Raw genomic sequence first — 18014 nt, forward strand, 5'->3', positions numbered from 1 at the left:
TTACTTGTCCTCCTTATATTTAACTTCGCCTTCAACCATAGTTAAGACTGGGTTACCATATACTTTGTAACCAATAAATGGTGTGTTATCAGCTTTAGATAAGAAATCTTCTCCTCTGATTTCACGCTCTTCATCTAGGTTAATAATTGTTAAATCTGCGAAGCTTCCTTCTTCTAATCGACCGTATGGTAAATCGAATGTTTGCGCTGGTTTAATTGTTAAATAATCTACTAATTGTTGTAGTGTCCAGTCTCCATTTTTCACGAAGTGTGTATATAATAATGGGAATGCTGTTTCACTACCGACGATACCAAATGGCGCTTTAACCATTGGTTGATCTTTCTCTTCTTTAGCATGAGGTGCATGGTCTGTAGCAATGCAATCGATAGTGCCATCGAGTAAACCTTCTAATAATGCTTCTCTATCTTCTTTACTTCTTAATGGTGGATTCATTTTGAAAATGGCGTTATCACCTGGCACATCATCTTCAGTTAATAGTAAGTGGTGTGGTGTGACTTCGGCAGTTACATGAATGCCTGCTGCTTTAGCGTCACGAATTGCTCTTACACTTTCTTTAGTTGAAACGTGACATACGTGATAGTGGCAATCTGCCGCTTCAGCAAGTAAAACGTCTCTCGCAATTTGAACTGCTTCACAAATATTAGGAATACCTGGTATGCCAAGTTCTTCACTACGTTTACCTTGATGCATTGCCCCGCCATAAATTAGACTATTATCTTCACAGTGAGCAACGACCGCTTTATTGGCTTTCGCTGCTGCTTGCATAGCTTCATACATCATTGCTGATTCTTGTACACCTACGCCATCATCAGTGAAGGCAAATGCCCCCTCTTTAGCTAAGGCATCAAAATCTACATGTTCTTTACCAGCTTGTCGTACTGTAATCGCTGCATATGGTAAAACACGTACTTGAGCGTTATCTTTAATCAATTGTTGTAAACGTTCCATATGTTCAACTGAATCTGGTACCGGATGTGTGTTAGGCATTGGGCATACTGTTGTAAAACCTCCACGTACCGCTGCCTTTGTTCCTGTTTCAATTGTTTCTTTATGTTCACCACCAGGTTCACGTAAATGCACGTGAACGTCTACTAATCCTGGTGCTACAAATTGGCCTTGTGCATCAATAACTTCAACATTATTGTCTACTTCTATGTTGTCATTGATTTCTTTGATATATTGTCCGTCAATTAAAATCGACGTTTGTTTAAGTTCACCGTTATCTAAAATTTGAGCGTTTTTAATTAATTTCATTATTTACTCCTCTTTTCCTGATAATAGTTTATTGATTATTGCCATTCTTAGATACATACCATTTTCCATTTGTTTAAAAATACGTGCCTTAGGTGCTTCGACTAATTCTGTATCAATTTCCACTTCTCTATTAACTGGTGCAGGGTGCATGACAATCGCTTTATCTTTTAATTTGTCATATCTAGCTTTAGTTAAACCATATTGTTCATGATATTCATTCGCTTCAAAATTCGCTTCTCCAGTAATGCCGTGTCTTTCATGTTGGACACGTAGTAACATTACGATATCAACCGTTTCAATTACATCATCGATTTGAACATATGGTGCTTCTAAAGATTCATCCACCCATTCATCAGGGCTTGAGAACATTACGTTGGCTCCTAATGAAGTTAAACTAGTAAAGTTACTTCTAGCCACACGTGAATTTTTAATATCTCCACAGATTAGAATGTTTAACCCTTCAAATGAACCGTATTCTTCATAAATTGTCATGATATCTAATAAACTCTGTGTAGGATGTTGTCCACTACCATCTCCAGCATTCGCAATCGGGATATTAAGATTTTCTAACTCTTCATAATATGCGTTTTGTGAATGTCTAATGACTAGTAAGTTTACGCCAATACTTTCTAAAGTTTTGCAAGTATCATAAAGTGACTCACCTTTTTGTACTGATGATGTACTTGTTTCAAAGTTAACTTCTTTCAGACCAAGTTTTTGTTCAGCTACTTCGAAACTACATTTAGTACGCGTTGAATTTTCAAAGAATAAGTTTGAGACGAATTGATCATTATATTGTGGTAAAGGTTGTTTCCCTGATTTATAATCGCTCGCTGTTTGAATTAAATCGTAGATGTCCTCGTTTGATAAGTGTTCCATTGATAATAAGTTTTTCATAAAGCGCCTCCTGAGAAATAATTAAGCTAAATTAGTTTTTTGTTTCGTGTTTTTCTTTTGGCAAAATTAAATTTAAGATAATACCTGAAAGTGCAGCTAAAGCCATACCTTCAATTTGTAAATTAACGCCTAAACCTTTTAAGTTGATAAGTAAATTACCAATACCAACTACTAACACTACCGATGCAATAACCAAGTTACGATTATTAGCAAAATCAATATTGCTTTCTACTAACATTCTTAAACCACTTGCAGCGATAATTCCAAACAGCAAGATGGAAACGCCACCCATTACTGGTGTAGGAATTGAAGAAACGAGTGCAGAGAATTTACCGATGAATGATAAAATCACCGCAATAACTGCTGCCCCACCAATAACATAAATACTGTAAATTCTAGTTATTGCTAGAACACCAATGTTTTCACCATACGTAGTACTTGGTGGTCCGCCTATAATACTTGCGAACATTGTTGAAACTCCATCACCTATAATAGAACGATGTAAACCTGGATCTTCAAAGAAGTTTCGTCCTACAATTTTATTGATAACCATTTGATGACCAATATGTTCACTTACAGTTACAAATACGATAGGTAGCATGACTAGAATTAAACCTAAGTGTATAGAAGGCACATAATCTTTAAATGGTAAGTAGATATGTGGGAATTCTAGCCAGTGCGCTTTAGCAATGTTTGAAAAATTAACTAGCCCCATAAAGATTGATACAATATAGCCTACTATAATACCGATAAGCACCGGTATAAGTGATAAGAAACCTTTGAAAAAGCCTTGAACAATAATTGTTACTAACAATGTGATAAGTGCGACAACTAAATAACTTAAGTTGTATCCTTTCATATCCCCTGAGTTCTCGTACATTGCCATGTTCACAGCGGTAGGAGCTAAGCTCAATCCAATGACCATAATCACTGGTCCAACCACTACAGGTGGAAGTAGATGCATTAACCAATTAGTGCCACTTATTTTTATAAAGATACCAATGATGATATACATCACACCACTAGCAAACAGTGCCATCAACATATCGCCTAAGCTATGCGTGCTTAACCCCGTAATAATAGGCGTAATAAATGCGAAACTAGAACCTAAGTACGCCGGGATTTTAGCTTTTGTAATTAAGATATAAAGTAATGTTCCTATTCCTGAAGCTAATAATGCAGCAGATATTGGTAAACCGGTTAAAAATGGTACTAATACGGTTGAGCCAAACATTGCAAATAAGTGTTGCAAGCTCAATAATCCCCATTGCGCTGGATTCGGTTTGTCTTTTACATCTAGCACTGGTTTAACTGTACGTTCAAACATTTGGTCATTTTCCATTTTTGTCTCCCTTTCTATATAAAAAAGCCTCTTTACATATTGATGTAAAGAGACTAAAAAGTCGTATAATCCTACCGTTAAGTAATATATTTCTGCTTATCGGTAGATACGTGATAAAGTATTTAAATTAATATGGGTAAGTTAAGATACGATTTAAATTATTCTATTATCTTACACACTCACCATTAAATACTTCACCTTTTTCAGTCTCTCGTACTGATTTAAAAGGTTATCTATTCTATTACTACTGCATTATATGAATCTCGCTCATCTAAATAGACCGACACGGCTTCGTCTTTAGCAGTTGGAATATTCTTCCCTACAAAATCTGCTCTAATCGGAAGTTCTCGGTGGCCACGATCAACAAGTGCAGCTAATCCAATCTTATCTGGTCGAGAATGTAATAATATTGCATCTAATGAAGCTCTCACAGTACGGCCAGTATAAAGAACATCATCAATAATAATGACTACTTTATCAGTAATATCCGCATCAATTTCAATAGCTTCTTTAGTAATTTGTTTATTTGAGATTTCAATATCATCTCTGAAATGTGTAATGTCTATAGTACCTGTTGGAACTGTTTTCTGCTCAATTTGACTAATTTTATTCTGAATGCGTCGTGCCAAAAATTCGCCTCTAGTCTTAATACCGAGTAATACAAGGTTTTGTGTCCCTTTATTGTATTCTAGAATTTCATGTGCGATACGAGTTACAGTACGTTGAATTGCAGCTTCATCCATAATAATACGCTCAGACATTATCTCACCTCTTTAAATTGAAAAAACCTCGTGCCTTTTTAAAGACACGAGGTTTAATTTATATACGTTAAGTTTAAACTATGCTTAAACTTATAACATTCTAATTAATTGAAACAATTTTTTAGAGTTAATTAAATTGTTTATTTAATATGTATATATAATTAGTACTCTGTCTTCGAAGCCTCTCTGGACTTTCTTTTAAAGACACCGTTTTCTTGTTTGAACTGTAATTAGCTTAATGCTTTTTTAAGTATAAGTCAATGCCAATTTCAAAAAAAACTGCTTCACATAACAAATAAACAACTTGTGGTATTTTATAATTTTTTAAGGAACAAAAAGGGAAATCTAATGTGATCTCAAAGATTCCACCCTCTCACCCTCTGTTAGAGCTGCATTTATGCATCTCTTAGACGTATTTCTTCTAATAACTCTTCAAACTCTTTTGGTAAATTAGCTTGGCGTTCTATATATTCATGAGTAACTGGGTGTTCAAATCCAATTACACCCGCATGAAGTGCTTGTCCGCCGATATCAAGCGTTTTTCTCGGACCATACTTAGGATCTCCAACCAATGGGAACCCAATATATTTCATATGCACACGGATTTGGTGCGTACGACCAGTTTCTAATTGACATTCGATTAACGTATAGTCATTAAAATGTTCTAACACGTTAAAATGTGTCACTGCTTCTTTACCATTATCTACCACATCCATTGATTGTCGATCTTTCTCATTACGACCAATAGGTGCATCGATTGTACCATAATCATGTGGAATATTGCCATGCACGAGCGCAATGTATTTTCTTTTAACTGTTTTATCTACCAGTTGCTCTACTAATCCACGGTGGGCGATATCATTTTTTGCTACCATTAGTAATCCTGACGTATCTTTATCAATACGATGGACAATACCTGGACGAATCTCTCCATTAATTCCTGATAGGTCTTTGATTTGATACATTAAACCGTTAACCAATGTACCTGTATAATGTCCTGGTGAAGGGTGAACCACCATTCCTTTAGGTTTATACACAATAGCGACATCTTTATCTTCATAATAGATATCTAAATTTAAGTTCTCCGGCTGAATATCTGCCTCAACAACTTCTTTTTCAGTAACTACAATATGATCACTCATTTTAACTTTGTAATTTGATTTAATCAATTTATCATTAACTGTTACTAACTCTTCTTTAATCCAATCTTGAATTTGACTTCTAGACCAATCTGTATTCATATCTGACAACAATTTATCGATACGTTGGCCGACATGTTGTTCATTGTCTATCTTATATTCGTAAGTTTCCAAATCGTAGCCTCCTATCCTTTTGATGATGCATCTTTAAGTAACGCGATAATAATAAATATGACACCTATCGTTAAACTCGAATCTGCTATATTAAATATTGGAAAAGCATAACCAAAAATATTTGTATCAATAAAATCCACTACTTCGCCATTAAGTAAACGATCAATAAAGTTACCTAATGCTCCTGCGAATAATAAACTAATTGCGACTTGCATAAACATATTATATTTAGCTTCTTTAATAAAGAACAATACAAGAACGACTAAAATGATAAGCGTAATAATATAGAAAAAGCCCATCTTACCACTTAATATACCCCACGCAGCGCCATTATTTCTATGAGACGTTATATTTAAAAAGTTAGGAATAACTTCATAAGAATCTCCAATATTCATCGATGTTGCAATGATTCGTTTTGTTATTTGGTCAATCACTAAAATGGCAATAGCTACTATTAATGACAAACCTACATAATATTTCTTTTTCATTCACGTGCCTCCATTCACACCTCAACGCTTTGACAACACTCTACATTATAGCTTACTCATTTATATAAAAAAAGCTACAGTTATGAATGGCATAAAAATATATTTTATTTAAAATTAAGTCTTTACGTTATTTTTCGGATGAATATAATTAAAGCTATCCACTTGATATGAAGACACCGTTCGTTTTGTTACTTCATAAGGTTTGCGATAATTCATATCTGAAACCATAAGTGAACCATCTGAATTCACTTTTTCTATATAAGCTACATGGCCATGCTCACCTTTAGGATACTGTAATATTGACCCAACAGAAGGAACATGATTTACTTTATAACCTTCATCGTCTGCCTTTTCAGCCCAATATTTCGCATCGCCCCATTTGTTATTGATCATATTGCCATCTTGACGGATACGATTAAATACATAATACGTACATTGCCCTTTAACATAAGTATTGAATTTCATAGGATTCTTTTCCCAAAAATGAATCGTCGGTTGAGTCATATCTTGGTTATCAACCCCGTCAAATAGTGCGCCACCTGTAAATAGAGCACTACTTAATATCATAACTAAAATTAATTTTTTCACTTTATCACACTACTTCAATAAAATTAAATCTAAATTGTAAGCCATCAGGCCCATTTATATTTATATGCGTTGTTTCAGGATAATAATAATCGATGAGTGCTAATCCATATGAGTTGTCATTTTCCATGCGTTTAGTACTTGATAGCCATTGATTTAACGCAAGATGATGATGATAATGTGAAGAAGCTAAATAAAGTGAAAATTTATCTAAATAGGCGGAATTTTGTAAACCAAAATAGGTCAAATAATAATTTTTAATCTCTGACATACGAATCGTCTTAAGATGTAAATTACCTATTTTACTATCATGAGGAATGCCTTGCCACTTTTCATCAGATACTTCTGTTAAGAGACGTGGCACATTTAAAGCCTCAATATCCATATTTAGATTATTATTGACGTACACCCAATCATCCGAATCATGATCTACATAAAATTTAAAAGCATGCCCTTCCGGATCCTCGAAAAAGAGGGATGTACACACACTTTGTTCTCCCCCATTAACTGGTATTTCATAGTCACTCATTTGTACGAGTAAATCAGCTAAGTCTTTCATAGATGGCAATAATATTCCAATATAAAATAGACCCGCTTCAGATAATAAAGGTTCTCTCCCATTATGAATTTCATTTAAAGTAATGAAATTATTAGAGTTACCTACTTCATATTGAACTGAGAATGTTGTTTCAGTGACGACTTTAAACCCTAGCACGCTTTCATAAAACGGTCTTAAGATAGTTAAGTCTCTTACATTTAATGTTACTCCATTTACGAAATGTGCCTTTTTGGAATGAAACATTGTTGCCTCCTAATGCTAATGTCTATAATTAACAGTTATTGATTAATCATTTTGAAAATCTTACTTAGTAACGCTACTTTATTTTTAGTCCTCGCCATTAAAATATTCAATATTTTACCAGATTTTGTATGTAGTTTGCAATTTATTAGCTCGGTATGTATTTTAATCGCTCTCATAATACAATGATTACATCAAAATTAAAAGGCTTGTCTCCTAAACAATATAGGAAACAAGCCTGCGAAATAGTTTACTAACCAACATTTAACTTTTAAAGTTCAGTACATTATTATATTAACGTCTTACTATCTTTATATAACATTATCTTTTTTCAATTAGTGTGTGGTAAATTTTTACGCCTGCCCAAGCACCAACCATAGCGCCGAGTGTCATAGCAGAGTTACTAAGCACTGTATTTAATTTTGAGTGTTCGATTTGTTCTTCCTCTTTGGTAGCTAACTTATCCATATGTTGTTTAAAGATATCCATCACTGCTTTATGTGCTTTTGCTTGCGTGAATTTATATACTGACCAAGGTAACGTAGGTTCATATTCTTGTAATGCGACCAATCCTTCATTGGTATCTAAAATACGTCTAAATTCAAATCTTGCGTTACCACCGTCTTTAGCTAAGGCGAGATTGCCACCCACAATTTTGTAAACAATTTTATCGTCAGTAGAATTATGTTCTTTTTTCTTCATTTTTAAAATAAATTGGTTAATGAAAGGCAATCTAATATTAAATTCATCTTCATTAATTGTTCCATTGACTAAATGTAACGTAATGTTATTAATAAAATCTGCGTATTCACGAGACACATCACGCATTGAAAAACTTTGTGGAATTTTAAATCGAGTAATTGCACGCACGTCTTTGACTTGTTCTTTCTTATCTTTATTTTTAGAAGATGATTTTGATTTATTGTTTTGCTTCATATCTTTTTCTTCTTCAAGTGCACGGCGCACACTTTCTTCATAAGTAATACTTCCAAATGAAAAATCAGGATGTGTACGTTTTGGTTGTGGAATCATATCATGGACTAAGCTATTCATTAGTGGATAAACCATTTCCTTAGGTACTTGTGAAATCATTTGTACCCAATATCGACTAAGCCAAATTGGAATAATGGGCAAGTCTAACGTTGGAAGTTTTTTATCTAATACTTTTGCTGTACGTCCAATTAATTCTTTATAATTCATAATTTCTGGACCTGTAATATCAAATGCTTCATTTTCATCAGGAGAACGGTCTACTAAACCTGCTAATTTATCGATGACGTCTTCAATGGCAACTGGCGCAATCATATTGTAAGCCCAACTTGGAAGCACCATAGCAGGCAAACGCTCTACTAATCGTTTTAAAATTGGATATGAGCTACCTTTCGCCCCAATGATTAATCCTGCACGTAAGGTACTCACTGGAACGCCATAAGAACCTAATATTTTTTCACATTCTAAACGACTTCGTAAATGGGCTAACAGATGATTCTCACTAGGAATAAGACCACTCATAAACACAATATGTTTAACACCTTGTGCTTTAGCAGCACGTGCGAAATTATCTGCAAGTAAAGCGTCCATATCTTCGAAACTAGCTTGAGTTAATTTAGCATTTGGCATCATTGAATGAACAAGATATATAGCGGTATCGATGCCTTCCATTACTTCAGTAATTTCATCTATATCAAATAAATCTGCTGCTTTCCATGTTACGTTATGCTCATTTTCTTTATTATCGGCATTTCTAGATATAGCGATGATTTCATGATTATCTTTCAACTGTTCTTTTAAGTGGCCTCCAATGTAACCGGAAGCCCCAGTTAATAATACTTTACCCATGCTAACACTCCTTTTATTACCTTACTATTAAAATCAAAAAGGTTTTGAACTATTTATTATTCTCATTAGCCTTTCTAAATGCTAATCAAACATTGTATAATTTTTTATTTTTACTATTTGAAATTTTAATTACCACTATATTTTATAATTAGAAAAATCCCTCAAATCATTTTATTAAATCATTTGAGGGATTCGGGATTAAAGATTAATATCTTTTATATTTAAATTTTATACTAATATTTTGATGACTTCTTGGCAACGTGGACATAAGTGATCAAGTTCGCCAACTTGGCCTAATTCTTCACTATAGTTCCAACATCTTTCACATTTTTCGCCATCAGCATGATCAATACGAATATCACCGTGTTGGTATGATTCAGCATTGTCAACACTATCAACAACTTCTACTTGAGATACAATGAATAATTGTTGTAAGTCTTCAAATTGTTGTAAGAACTCTGTCGCATTAAAGTTATCGTTACTACTGATCACGACTTTAGCTTCTAATGATTTACCAATGACTTTATTGTTACGTGCAACTTCTAATGCACGATTAACATCATCGCGAAGTGACATAAGTTGATTCCATTTATCTAATAATTCCTGATCTACTTCTACAACTTTTGGCATATCAGCTAAATGTACGCTTTCTTCTTGTACATGTGGAGTATGTGACCAAACTTCTTCAGCAGTGTGAACTAAGATTGGTGCTAATAATTTAGTCATATCTACTAAGATTTGATATAACACTGTTTGCATACTGCGACGTTTATGCGCGTCTTTTTGTTCAATGTAAAGAATGTCTTTACCGTAATCTAAATAGAAGTTACTTAATTCAACGTTAATAAAGTTTTGAACTTCTTGATAAATATTTAAATAATCGAAGTTATCATAATGTTCGATTGTACTTGCAGTGAACTCACGAAGACGATTTAATAAGTAGCGATCTACTTCTAATAATTCAGCTTCTGGTACTGCATCTGTATTTGGATTAAAGTCACTAATATTACCTAACATAAATCTTAAGGTATTTCTAATTTTACGATAAACATCAGATGTTTGTTTTAAGATTTCATCAGAAATACGTACATCTGCAAGATAATCTGTACTACTTACCCATAAACGTGCAATATCTGCACCTTTTTGTTTTACTACTTGGTCTGGAACGATAACATTACCAAGTGATTTACTCATTTTCTTACCTTCTCCGTCCATAACGAAACCATGAGATAGTAAGAATTTATATGGTGCTTGTCCTCTTGTAGCTACAGCAGTAGTGATTGATGAGTTAAACCAACCACGATATTGGTCACTACCTTCGAAGTATAAGTCAGCTGGGAAACTTAATTCTGGGCGTTGTTCTAATACGCCTCTGTGAGATGAACCAGAATCGAACCATACATCCATAATATCTGTTTCTTTAGTAAATTCACCATTAGGACTACCTGGATGACTAAATCCTTCAGGTAATAAATCTTTAGCTTCTCTTTCAAACCATACATTTGAACCATGTTCTGCGAATAAATCAGCCACATGATTAACTGTTTCTTTTGTCATGATGATGTCGCCATTTTCAGCATAAAATACTGGAAGTGGAACACCCCATACACGTTGACGAGAAATTACCCATTCGCCACGATCACGAATCATATTATAGATACGTGTTTTACCCCAGTCTACTTTGAAATTAGTTTCTTCGATAGCATCTAAGATATCTTGTCTAACTTTATTGATTGAAGCAAACCATTGAGGTGTAGCACGGAAGATAACTGGTTTCTTAGTACGCCAGTCGTGTGGGTAACTATGTGTAATAAAGTCTAATTTTAGTAACGCTTCTTTTTCAGTTAAAAGATCAGTTACGGCTTTATTAGCTTTGTCATAGAACATACCTTCAAATTGTCCACCTTCTTCAGTGAAGACACCTTTATCATCTAATGGACTAATTACTGGTAAATCATATTTTTGTCCTACGATATAGTCATCTTCCCCGTGTCCAGGAGCAGTATGAACACAACCTGTACCAGCATCTGTAGTAACATGGTCACCGTTAATTACTAATGATACGCGGTCTAAGAATGGATGTTGTGCTTCTACGTATTCTAATTCTTTACCTGTAAATTCTTTTTCTAATTTAACAGCTTCTTTATCCCATCCTAGCGCTTCTGAAACTGTTTCTGCTAAAGCTTGAGCGATAATATATTTTTTACCATTTACATTATATTGACCATATTTAAGTTCTGGATGAACAGTAATGGCAACGTTTGAGGGAATTGTCCAAGGTGTAGTTGTCCAAATGATAAATTGCGCGTCTTCATCAACTACGCCTTTAGTATCTTTTACGTCGAAAGCAACATAAATAGATGCAGAACGTTTATCATGATATTCAATTTCTGCTTCAGCAAGTGATGATTCACTTGATGGTGACCAGTAAACAGGTTTTTTACCTTTATAAATTAAACCTTTATCAGCCATTTCACCAAATAGACGAATTTGAGCTGCTTCGTATTCAGGTTTTAAAGTGATGTATGGATCACTAAAGTCACCACGCACACCTAAGCGTTTGAAATCTTGTTTTTGTAATTCAACTTGTTTTAATGCGAATTCTTTACATTTCTCTCTAAATTCGGCTACAGACATTTTCTTGCGGTCTACACCTTTTTTTGTTAAAGCTTGTTCAATTGGTAAACCATGCGTATCCCAACCTGGAACATAAGGCGCATAAAATCCTTGCATCGTTTTATAACGTACGATGAAGTCTTTGATAATTTTGTTTAAGGCATGACCCATATGAAGGTTACCATTCGCATACGGTGGACCATCATGTAAGATATATGTTTGGTTTCCTTTGTTTTTGTCTAATGATTTTTGATAATGATCTTCGCTATCCCATTTTTCTTGGATTTGAGGTTCTTTATTTGGTAAGCCACCTCGCATAGGAAAATCAGTTTTAGGCATTAATAAAGTACCTTTGTAGTTCATAATTGTTTTTCACTCCTTAAATATAAAAAGAACTCTAAGTTCAACTAAAAAGGGACGGAATTACCGCGGTACCACCCTTGTTAACTCAACTTAGAGTTCTCTCTTAGAAAATTTTATAATGTGATAAGCCAGTGATATAAGAAATACACTTTTGCTAGGCTTACACCCACCCTAGCTCGCTGTGAAAAGTTTACTATTTCTTACGCGTCTGACTTTTAAATTTAGATATTATTTATTTGATGTTGATTGGCTTTGCGCATCACTTGATTCAAGTGATGTAGACTCGCTCGTACTAGCTGCATTACTAGTTGAACCTGTCACACTTTGTGAATTAGCACTGTTACTTGTACTTTCGCTATTATTAGCATTATTGGCAGATTGTTGTGTTTGAGCTTGTTGTTGCTCTTCTGGAGTAATATCTTGACTGTTTAAATGTTGGAAGTTCTCTTGAGTAACTTGTTCAGCATCAATGTCATAATTAAGCAAATAATCCCAATCGTCATTTTTAAGTAAGTCTAATTGTGCTTCAACTAACATACGGAAACGTGATCTAAATATTTTAGATTGGCGTTTCATATCTTCAGTTTGGAATGATAAATGACGTGCTTTTTCAATAGCATCATTTACAATTAAATCTGCTTGAGCTTGTGCTTTGCTAATTGTCGCTTCAGCTTCTTTAGTAGCAGCTAACTTAGTTTCTTCCCCTGCTTGTTGAGCTTGTACAAGCGCATCACTAACTGATTGATGAACTTGTTGGTAAGATTTAATATTAGTATCTCTCTCTTCAACAACTTTTTCAAGTTGTTTTTTTTCTTCTTTTAAACGCTCAATTTCATTGCTTAATTGAGTTAAATAATCACTAACCTCTGCAGGTTCTAAACCATTTTTAACTTTAGTAAATTCTTTATTCTTAATTTCACTAGGTGTAAAAGGCATTCCATATCCTCCTCAAATCAGACTATGATTTATAATTCATTTTTACTTGAATAATGTTCGATAAGTTATGTGTGTTTTGTCTTTTTTCGTTTTACCACCCACTTCGGTAATTTGAGCACGCCCAAAACCTTGAATGGATAGTAAATCATTGGTTTGTATTTGAAAATCAGGTGAATCAATAATTGTATGGTTAACTTTCACGCGTTTCTTTTCGATAAGTTGTTTCGCAATTGATCTTGATTTGTGAATCATTTCTTTTAAAACAACATCTAATCTTAAAGCGCTAACTGTGCTACCTTGAATTTTCCAATTCTCTACTGATTGTATCATATCTTTAAATGGAATAGAATTAAGTTTCACTGATGCACCTTTTATCTTTGTTAATTCCAACAGAATATATGATTCTAATCGCTTTGTCAAAACAAATTGAATTGTTTCGCCGACAATAATATCTCCTACTTGTTCTCTTTCTATTCCTAAGGACATTAGTGTGCCTAATACATGTTGATGTCGTAATGTAACAAATTTCTCAGGATAATTGATTTGAATAAGCGCCTCTTCAAAGTCTTCTTCAGACGGTTCATAATAATTTGGCGCGATGATTGCTCGTTTTCTTTCTGCATTTTCCCCACCAAAGAAACTCACATGCATATCTTCATAGCTTCCTACGATTACTCCAAGGATATATTGTCCTCTTGGATCTAGAAAATGAGTTAACACAGGCGCATATTGTTGTTCTACTTGAGCACATTTATCAATAAATTGATCAATTAAAGTTTGTTCTTCAGTTCTAAAGTGTTGATATATGTCGATGGCTGTAACCTCCTTTTTCCAAATAAATAGAATCTTAATGTTATTTAAACCATATATCGTAAATAAAACATAAAAATAGTCTAGAACACATTTACCGTTCCAGACTATCATTAAAATATAAAATTAATGTAGCATTAAATAATTTAAAATCATACTAAAAATACTTCTCAAACCTGCTTGGAAGAGTATAAGCACAAATAGTGCGACAAGTGATGAAATATCAATCATTCCAATAGGTGGGATAATCTTTCTAAAAGGTTCTAAATAAGGTTCATAAAGCTTTCCTAAAATTTCACCAAATTTAGATTCTCTTATGCTTGGCACCCAAGAAGTAAAGAAATAGATAATCATTCCAAAATAATAAATTTGGACTAAAATTAAAATAAATGAAAAAATACTACTTAACATGCCGAGATCCATATATTAAGCTCCTTATTCGTAATGTTGCGATTCCATTTGTTCGATATGATCGGTAATACTACCCGCAACTTCGACATTATCAGGCGTACAAAGGAATATATCTGTACCAACACGTTGAATATCTCCACCAATTGCATAAACAGTACCACTTAAAAAGTCGATGATACGTTTAGCTGAAACTTTGTCGATACGTTGTAAGTTAACCAATGTCGCACGACGATTTTTCAATTCATCTGCAATATCTTGTGTATCTGAAAAGACACGTGGTTCAAATAAGCACATTTTTGAACTTTCATATGTACTATACCCTTGTGAAGATTGATTCATCGTTACTACGTTCTTAGTGTTCGACTTTGAAGGTGTGTGATTCATACGATTGTTCCTTTCTTCTGAGTTATACGCTCTTGATGTTTTCTTAGATGGCACAGATTTTATATTATTTTGCTTTGTTTGATTGGTTTGTTGTTGGCGTTCTGGCTGTTGTTGTACATTATTATTTTGAGACGCTTCATTTTGAACCGCTCGTTGTTGATATTCTTCTGGGCCTTCAACTACTTCTTCTTCATCATCCATTAGAAAAAAATTGTTAAATAAATCTTTTATAGCCACGGCATTCACTCCTATTCTCCTACAAGTTTAGTTCCTATTCTTATAAATGAAGCACCTTCTTCTACAGCAACTTGATAATCATTGCTCATTCCCATAGATAAATACTCACAAGGCGCATACTCTAAAGTAAGGTTTTTAATTTCATCACGTTTTTCTCTCAATTGTTTAAATACTTGACGAATGTAATTCGTGTCGTCAGTATATGGTGCCATAGTCATTAATCCGACAATTTTAATATTTTCATATTGCTTGATTTGTTCAATAAAATCATTAACTTCATCTAATGCAATCCCATGTTTACTTTCTTCACCAGAAACATTGACTTGTACGAAACAAGAAATAGGATAATTAGCTCTCTTATTAATTTCCTTTGCAAGACTTAAACGGTCTAAAGCATGAAGGTAATCAATCTCGTTAATAACTTCTTTTACTTTTCTCGATTGTAAAGAGCCGATGAAATGCATTGTAACATCATTAGGCAAAGCTTCTTTCTTCTCTAGAAAACCTTCTAAACGGTTCTCACCAAAGTGTCTTAAGCCTGCTTCATAAGCTTCTTTAGCTCGGTCTATTGTAACATATTTTGTAACTGCTATCACGTTTGGTGGGAACGTTGACTCACTTTTTTCAAAATGTGTATTAATTTCTTTTTCAATTGTTTCTAAGTTATCTTGTACTTTCATTTGAGTATCAACCTCTTAATGCGGATTTCTTTTTATAAATAATATTATTTTTGTCCTATAAATGCTAGCATTCTGCCAGTTTGTCCCTTTTCAATGCGATATGAGAAGAAAAGAGACAAATCCTCTGAAGTTGCATAATCGGTAATATAGATATTGTCTGAAGGAACACCGTGTTGAGTAAGCAATAATGCATTGGCACGTTTTAAATCAATGCCATGACGATTTGCGTCTCTCGTTTCAATATATTTAGATGCATCGATAGGTAATGTTTCAAATTTTGATTTTATATCATCGTTGATTTCGTAACTCATAGATGTGGACGGTCCGATAACAACCTTTAAATCTTCAAAGTTAAAATCGATATTGTCCAACATTTTAACTACAATTTGTCCGTAAGTACCTCTCCAACCTGCATGTGCTAATCCTATAAAATGGTGCTTTTCACTATAGAAATAAACAGACACACAGTCTGCATAGCACATGGTTAATAATATATTAGAATCGTACGTATACATTCCATCAATACCATGTAATTGGTTGGTTAATTCATCAATATTTTTACCCTGATCACGTTGAGTAACGTGGGCTATTTTATTTTCATGAGTTTGTATTGGAAAGACCCATTGGTTAGGTTGAAAATCAATAGCCTCAGCTAACATATGTTGATGCTTTGTAACATTGGTCGGATCATCATCAATGTAACGTGCCATATTGAAAGAACCTTCTGGATATAAGCTGTAGCCACCTTCACGCGTAGTAAATCCAAGTGTTACAGTTTCGATATCGTTAGATTCATATTTTAAATAATGAGGATACTTAATAAACTTCTCTGACACGTAAACAAAACCACCTTCTAAAAATTTCTCTATTTAAAAATTTAAAAATGTAATCTTTACTCTAAACATGAACATGCTTTTATTATATAACAATATTCACTTTGTTTTAAAGTAAATAAAAAAGGGGCGGAACAGAATTCATAAACGAATTCAAAGTTCCATACCCCCACAAGGAAAGACTATTCATACATGAAATAACCATTCGAACCGCTAAGTCATGTATTATCAAATATTAGTTAAAACTTATTTATCAATTAACGTCTAGTTCTTCTAGAACGTCTTTCTTCTCTATTTCTGATAAAGCTAGGAATATCATCGTCTTTAGTAGAATGACTTCTTTCACTTACACTTTCAGAAGAACGTGAGCTTGTAGTTCCTTGGCCAAATGAATCTTCTTTAGGTGCACTTGTTTGAGTTGACGCACTTGATGTAGCGCTTGTACCAAAGCCAGTGCTAGAAGCTTTACGCCCTTGTGATGTTGGTTTATCTTCGAAACCTGTAGCAATAACTGTTACAACGATTTCATCTTGTAATTCTGGGTTAATTACTGTACCAAAGATCATGTTTACATCTTCATCTGCAGCATCTTGTACGATGTCTGCTGCTTCTTGAGCTTCGAATAATGAAAGTGATTCTCCACCAGTAATGTTCATTAATACGCCTTGTGCACCAACGATTGATGTTTCAAGTAATGGTGATGAAATGGCTTTTTTAGCAGCTTCTACAGCTCTGTTTTCGCCTGAAGAAACACCGATACCCATTAATGCTGAACCTTGGTTAGACATAATTGTTTTAACGTCTGCAAAGTCTAAGTTTACTTCACCAGAAACTGCGATTAAGTCAGAGATACCTTGAACACCTTGACGTAATACGTTATCTGCTTCTTTAAATGCTTCCATCATTGGAGTAGATTTATCAACGATGTCTAATAAACGGTCGTTAGGAATGACGATTAATGTATCTACCGCTGCTTTCATAGCTTCAACACCAGCAGCTGCTTGAGTAGAACGTTTACGTCCTTCGAAACCGAATGGACGAGTAACAACACCAACAGTCAATGCGCCCATTTCTTTAGCAATTTTAGCTACAACTGGTGCAGCACCTGTACCAGTACCGCCACCCATACCAGCTGTAACAAACACCATGTCTGCGCCTTGGATAGCATCTTCAATTTGTTCACGTGATTCTTCTGCAGCTTTTTTACCAATTTCAGGGTTAGCACCTGCACCAAGTCCACGAGTTAATTTTTCACCAATTTGGATTTTAGATTCAGCTTTAGATAAGTTTAAAGCTTGTCCATCTGTATTAATTGCAATAAATTCTACGTTATTCATACCGTGGTCAATCATGCGGTTAACAGCGTTATTACCGCCGCCACCTACACCGATGACTTTTAATGTCGCTAAATGATTAAATCCTTGTTCAAATTCTAACATTTATAT

At 34.1% G+C, this 18014-nt stretch carries 17 protein-coding genes; all 17 read right to left on the minus strand.

The genetic code is table 11. From position 1 onward, the window contains the following. Entirely contained in the window at positions 1 to 1275 is a 1275-nt protein-coding gene (locus FH144_RS02385) for a dihydroorotase (RefSeq protein ID WP_242313512.1), read from the minus strand. Positions 1276 to 1278: 3 nt separating this feature from the next. Then, entirely contained in the window at positions 1279 to 2172 is an 894-nt protein-coding gene (locus tag FH144_RS02390) for an aspartate carbamoyltransferase catalytic subunit (protein ID WP_242313513.1), read from the minus strand. Between the two features lie 31 nt (positions 2173 to 2203). Next, positions 2204 to 3514, minus strand: coding sequence for a uracil-xanthine permease family protein (locus tag FH144_RS02395; RefSeq protein WP_107507883.1), 1311 nt, complete (start codon positions 3512 to 3514; stop codon positions 2204 to 2206). A 233-nt stretch (positions 3515 to 3747) separates the two neighbouring features. Further along, a complete protein-coding gene (gene pyrR / locus FH144_RS02400) occupies positions 3748 to 4275 on the minus strand; it encodes a bifunctional pyr operon transcriptional regulator/uracil phosphoribosyltransferase PyrR (RefSeq protein WP_107507884.1) in 528 nt (175 codons plus the stop codon). 395 nt (positions 4276 to 4670) lie between these two features. After that, positions 4671 to 5588 (minus strand): RluA family pseudouridine synthase, encoded by a 918-nt coding sequence (locus FH144_RS02405; RefSeq protein WP_242313514.1) that lies wholly within the window; start codon positions 5586 to 5588, stop codon positions 4671 to 4673. Positions 5589 to 5599: 11 nt separating this feature from the next. Further along, positions 5600 to 6076, minus strand: a complete 477-nt coding sequence (gene lspA / locus FH144_RS02410) for a signal peptidase II (protein WP_242313515.1) — start codon at positions 6074 to 6076, stop codon at positions 5600 to 5602. 114 nt (positions 6077 to 6190) lie between these two features. After that, entirely contained in the window at positions 6191 to 6664 is a 474-nt protein-coding gene (locus FH144_RS02415) for a CHAP domain-containing protein (protein ID WP_242313516.1), read from the minus strand. Positions 6665 to 6668: 4 nt separating this feature from the next. Next, positions 6669 to 7463, minus strand: coding sequence for a VOC family protein (locus FH144_RS02420; RefSeq protein ID WP_242313517.1), 795 nt, complete (start codon positions 7461 to 7463; stop codon positions 6669 to 6671). A 318-nt stretch (positions 7464 to 7781) separates the two neighbouring features. Next, positions 7782 to 9299, minus strand: coding sequence for an NAD(P)H-binding protein (locus FH144_RS02425; RefSeq protein WP_242313518.1), 1518 nt, complete (start codon positions 9297 to 9299; stop codon positions 7782 to 7784). A 228-nt stretch (positions 9300 to 9527) separates the two neighbouring features. Beyond that, complete coding sequence (ileS, locus tag FH144_RS02430) at positions 9528 to 12278, minus strand: isoleucine--tRNA ligase (RefSeq protein ID WP_242313519.1); 2751 nt, start codon at positions 12276 to 12278, stop codon at positions 9528 to 9530. A 228-nt stretch (positions 12279 to 12506) separates the two neighbouring features. Beyond that, positions 12507 to 13214: a DivIVA domain-containing protein gene (locus FH144_RS02435; RefSeq protein ID WP_242313520.1), complete on the minus strand. Its 708-nt coding sequence runs from the start codon at positions 13212 to 13214 to the stop codon at positions 12507 to 12509. Between the two features lie 42 nt (positions 13215 to 13256). Beyond that, complete coding sequence (locus FH144_RS02440) at positions 13257 to 14138, minus strand: YlmH family RNA-binding protein (protein ID WP_242313521.1); 882 nt, start codon at positions 14136 to 14138, stop codon at positions 13257 to 13259. Between the two features lie 12 nt (positions 14139 to 14150). Then, a complete protein-coding gene (locus tag FH144_RS02445) occupies positions 14151 to 14447 on the minus strand; it encodes a YggT family protein (RefSeq protein ID WP_242313522.1) in 297 nt (98 codons plus the stop codon). A 12-nt stretch (positions 14448 to 14459) separates the two neighbouring features. Continuing rightward, positions 14460 to 15056, minus strand: coding sequence for a cell division protein SepF (locus FH144_RS02450; protein WP_242313523.1), 597 nt, complete (start codon positions 15054 to 15056; stop codon positions 14460 to 14462). Positions 15057 to 15067: 11 nt separating this feature from the next. Then, positions 15068 to 15736, minus strand: coding sequence for a YggS family pyridoxal phosphate-dependent enzyme (locus FH144_RS02455; protein ID WP_242313524.1), 669 nt, complete (start codon positions 15734 to 15736; stop codon positions 15068 to 15070). A gap of 44 nt (positions 15737 to 15780) precedes the next feature. Next, a complete protein-coding gene (gene pgeF, locus FH144_RS02460; protein ID WP_242313525.1) occupies positions 15781 to 16572 on the minus strand; it encodes a peptidoglycan editing factor PgeF in 792 nt (263 codons plus the stop codon). Between the two features lie 254 nt (positions 16573 to 16826). Continuing rightward, entirely contained in the window at positions 16827 to 18008 is a 1182-nt protein-coding gene (gene ftsZ, locus FH144_RS02465) for a cell division protein FtsZ (RefSeq protein ID WP_103166853.1), read from the minus strand. Positions 18009 to 18014: the final 6 nt, after the last annotated feature.

The sequence above is a fragment of the Staphylococcus sp. acrmy genome, from assembly GCF_022690565.1.
GTDB lineage: Bacteria > Bacillota > Bacilli > Staphylococcales > Staphylococcaceae > Staphylococcus > Staphylococcus caledonicus.

What these genes read in the sequence shown, in the direction of transcription:
- FH144_RS02390 (WP_242313513.1), bottom strand. Translation starts at nt 2,172, where the DNA reads ATGAAAAACTTATTATCAATGGAACACTTATCAAACGAGGACATCTAC.
- ftsZ (WP_103166853.1), bottom strand. Translation starts at nt 18,008, where the DNA reads ATGTTAGAATTTGAACAAGGATTTAATCATTTAGCGACATTAAAAGTC.
- FH144_RS02420 (WP_242313517.1), bottom strand. Translation starts at nt 7,463, where the DNA reads ATGTTTCATTCCAAAAAGGCACATTTCGTAAATGGAGTAACATTAAAT.
- lspA (WP_242313515.1), bottom strand. Translation starts at nt 6,076, where the DNA reads ATGAAAAAGAAATATTATGTAGGTTTGTCATTAATAGTAGCTATTGCC.
- FH144_RS02435 (WP_242313520.1), bottom strand. Translation starts at nt 13,214, where the DNA reads ATGCCTTTTACACCTAGTGAAATTAAGAATAAAGAATTTACTAAAGTT.
- ileS (WP_242313519.1), bottom strand. Translation starts at nt 12,278, where the DNA reads ATGAACTACAAAGGTACTTTATTAATGCCTAAAACTGATTTTCCTATG.
- FH144_RS02440 (WP_242313521.1), bottom strand. Translation starts at nt 14,138, where the DNA reads ATGATAGTCTGGAACGGTAAATGTGTTCTAGACTATTTTTATGTTTTA.
- FH144_RS02425 (WP_242313518.1), bottom strand. Translation starts at nt 9,299, where the DNA reads ATGGGTAAAGTATTATTAACTGGGGCTTCCGGTTACATTGGAGGCCAC.
- pyrR (WP_107507884.1), bottom strand. Translation starts at nt 4,275, where the DNA reads ATGTCTGAGCGTATTATTATGGATGAAGCTGCAATTCAACGTACTGTA.
- FH144_RS02455 (WP_242313524.1), bottom strand. Translation starts at nt 15,736, where the DNA reads ATGAAAGTACAAGATAACTTAGAAACAATTGAAAAAGAAATTAATACA.
- FH144_RS02395 (WP_107507883.1), bottom strand. Translation starts at nt 3,514, where the DNA reads ATGGAAAATGACCAAATGTTTGAACGTACAGTTAAACCAGTGCTAGAT.
- FH144_RS02385 (WP_242313512.1), bottom strand. Translation starts at nt 1,275, where the DNA reads ATGAAATTAATTAAAAACGCTCAAATTTTAGATAACGGTGAACTTAAA.
- FH144_RS02445 (WP_242313522.1), bottom strand. Translation starts at nt 14,447, where the DNA reads ATGGATCTCGGCATGTTAAGTAGTATTTTTTCATTTATTTTAATTTTA.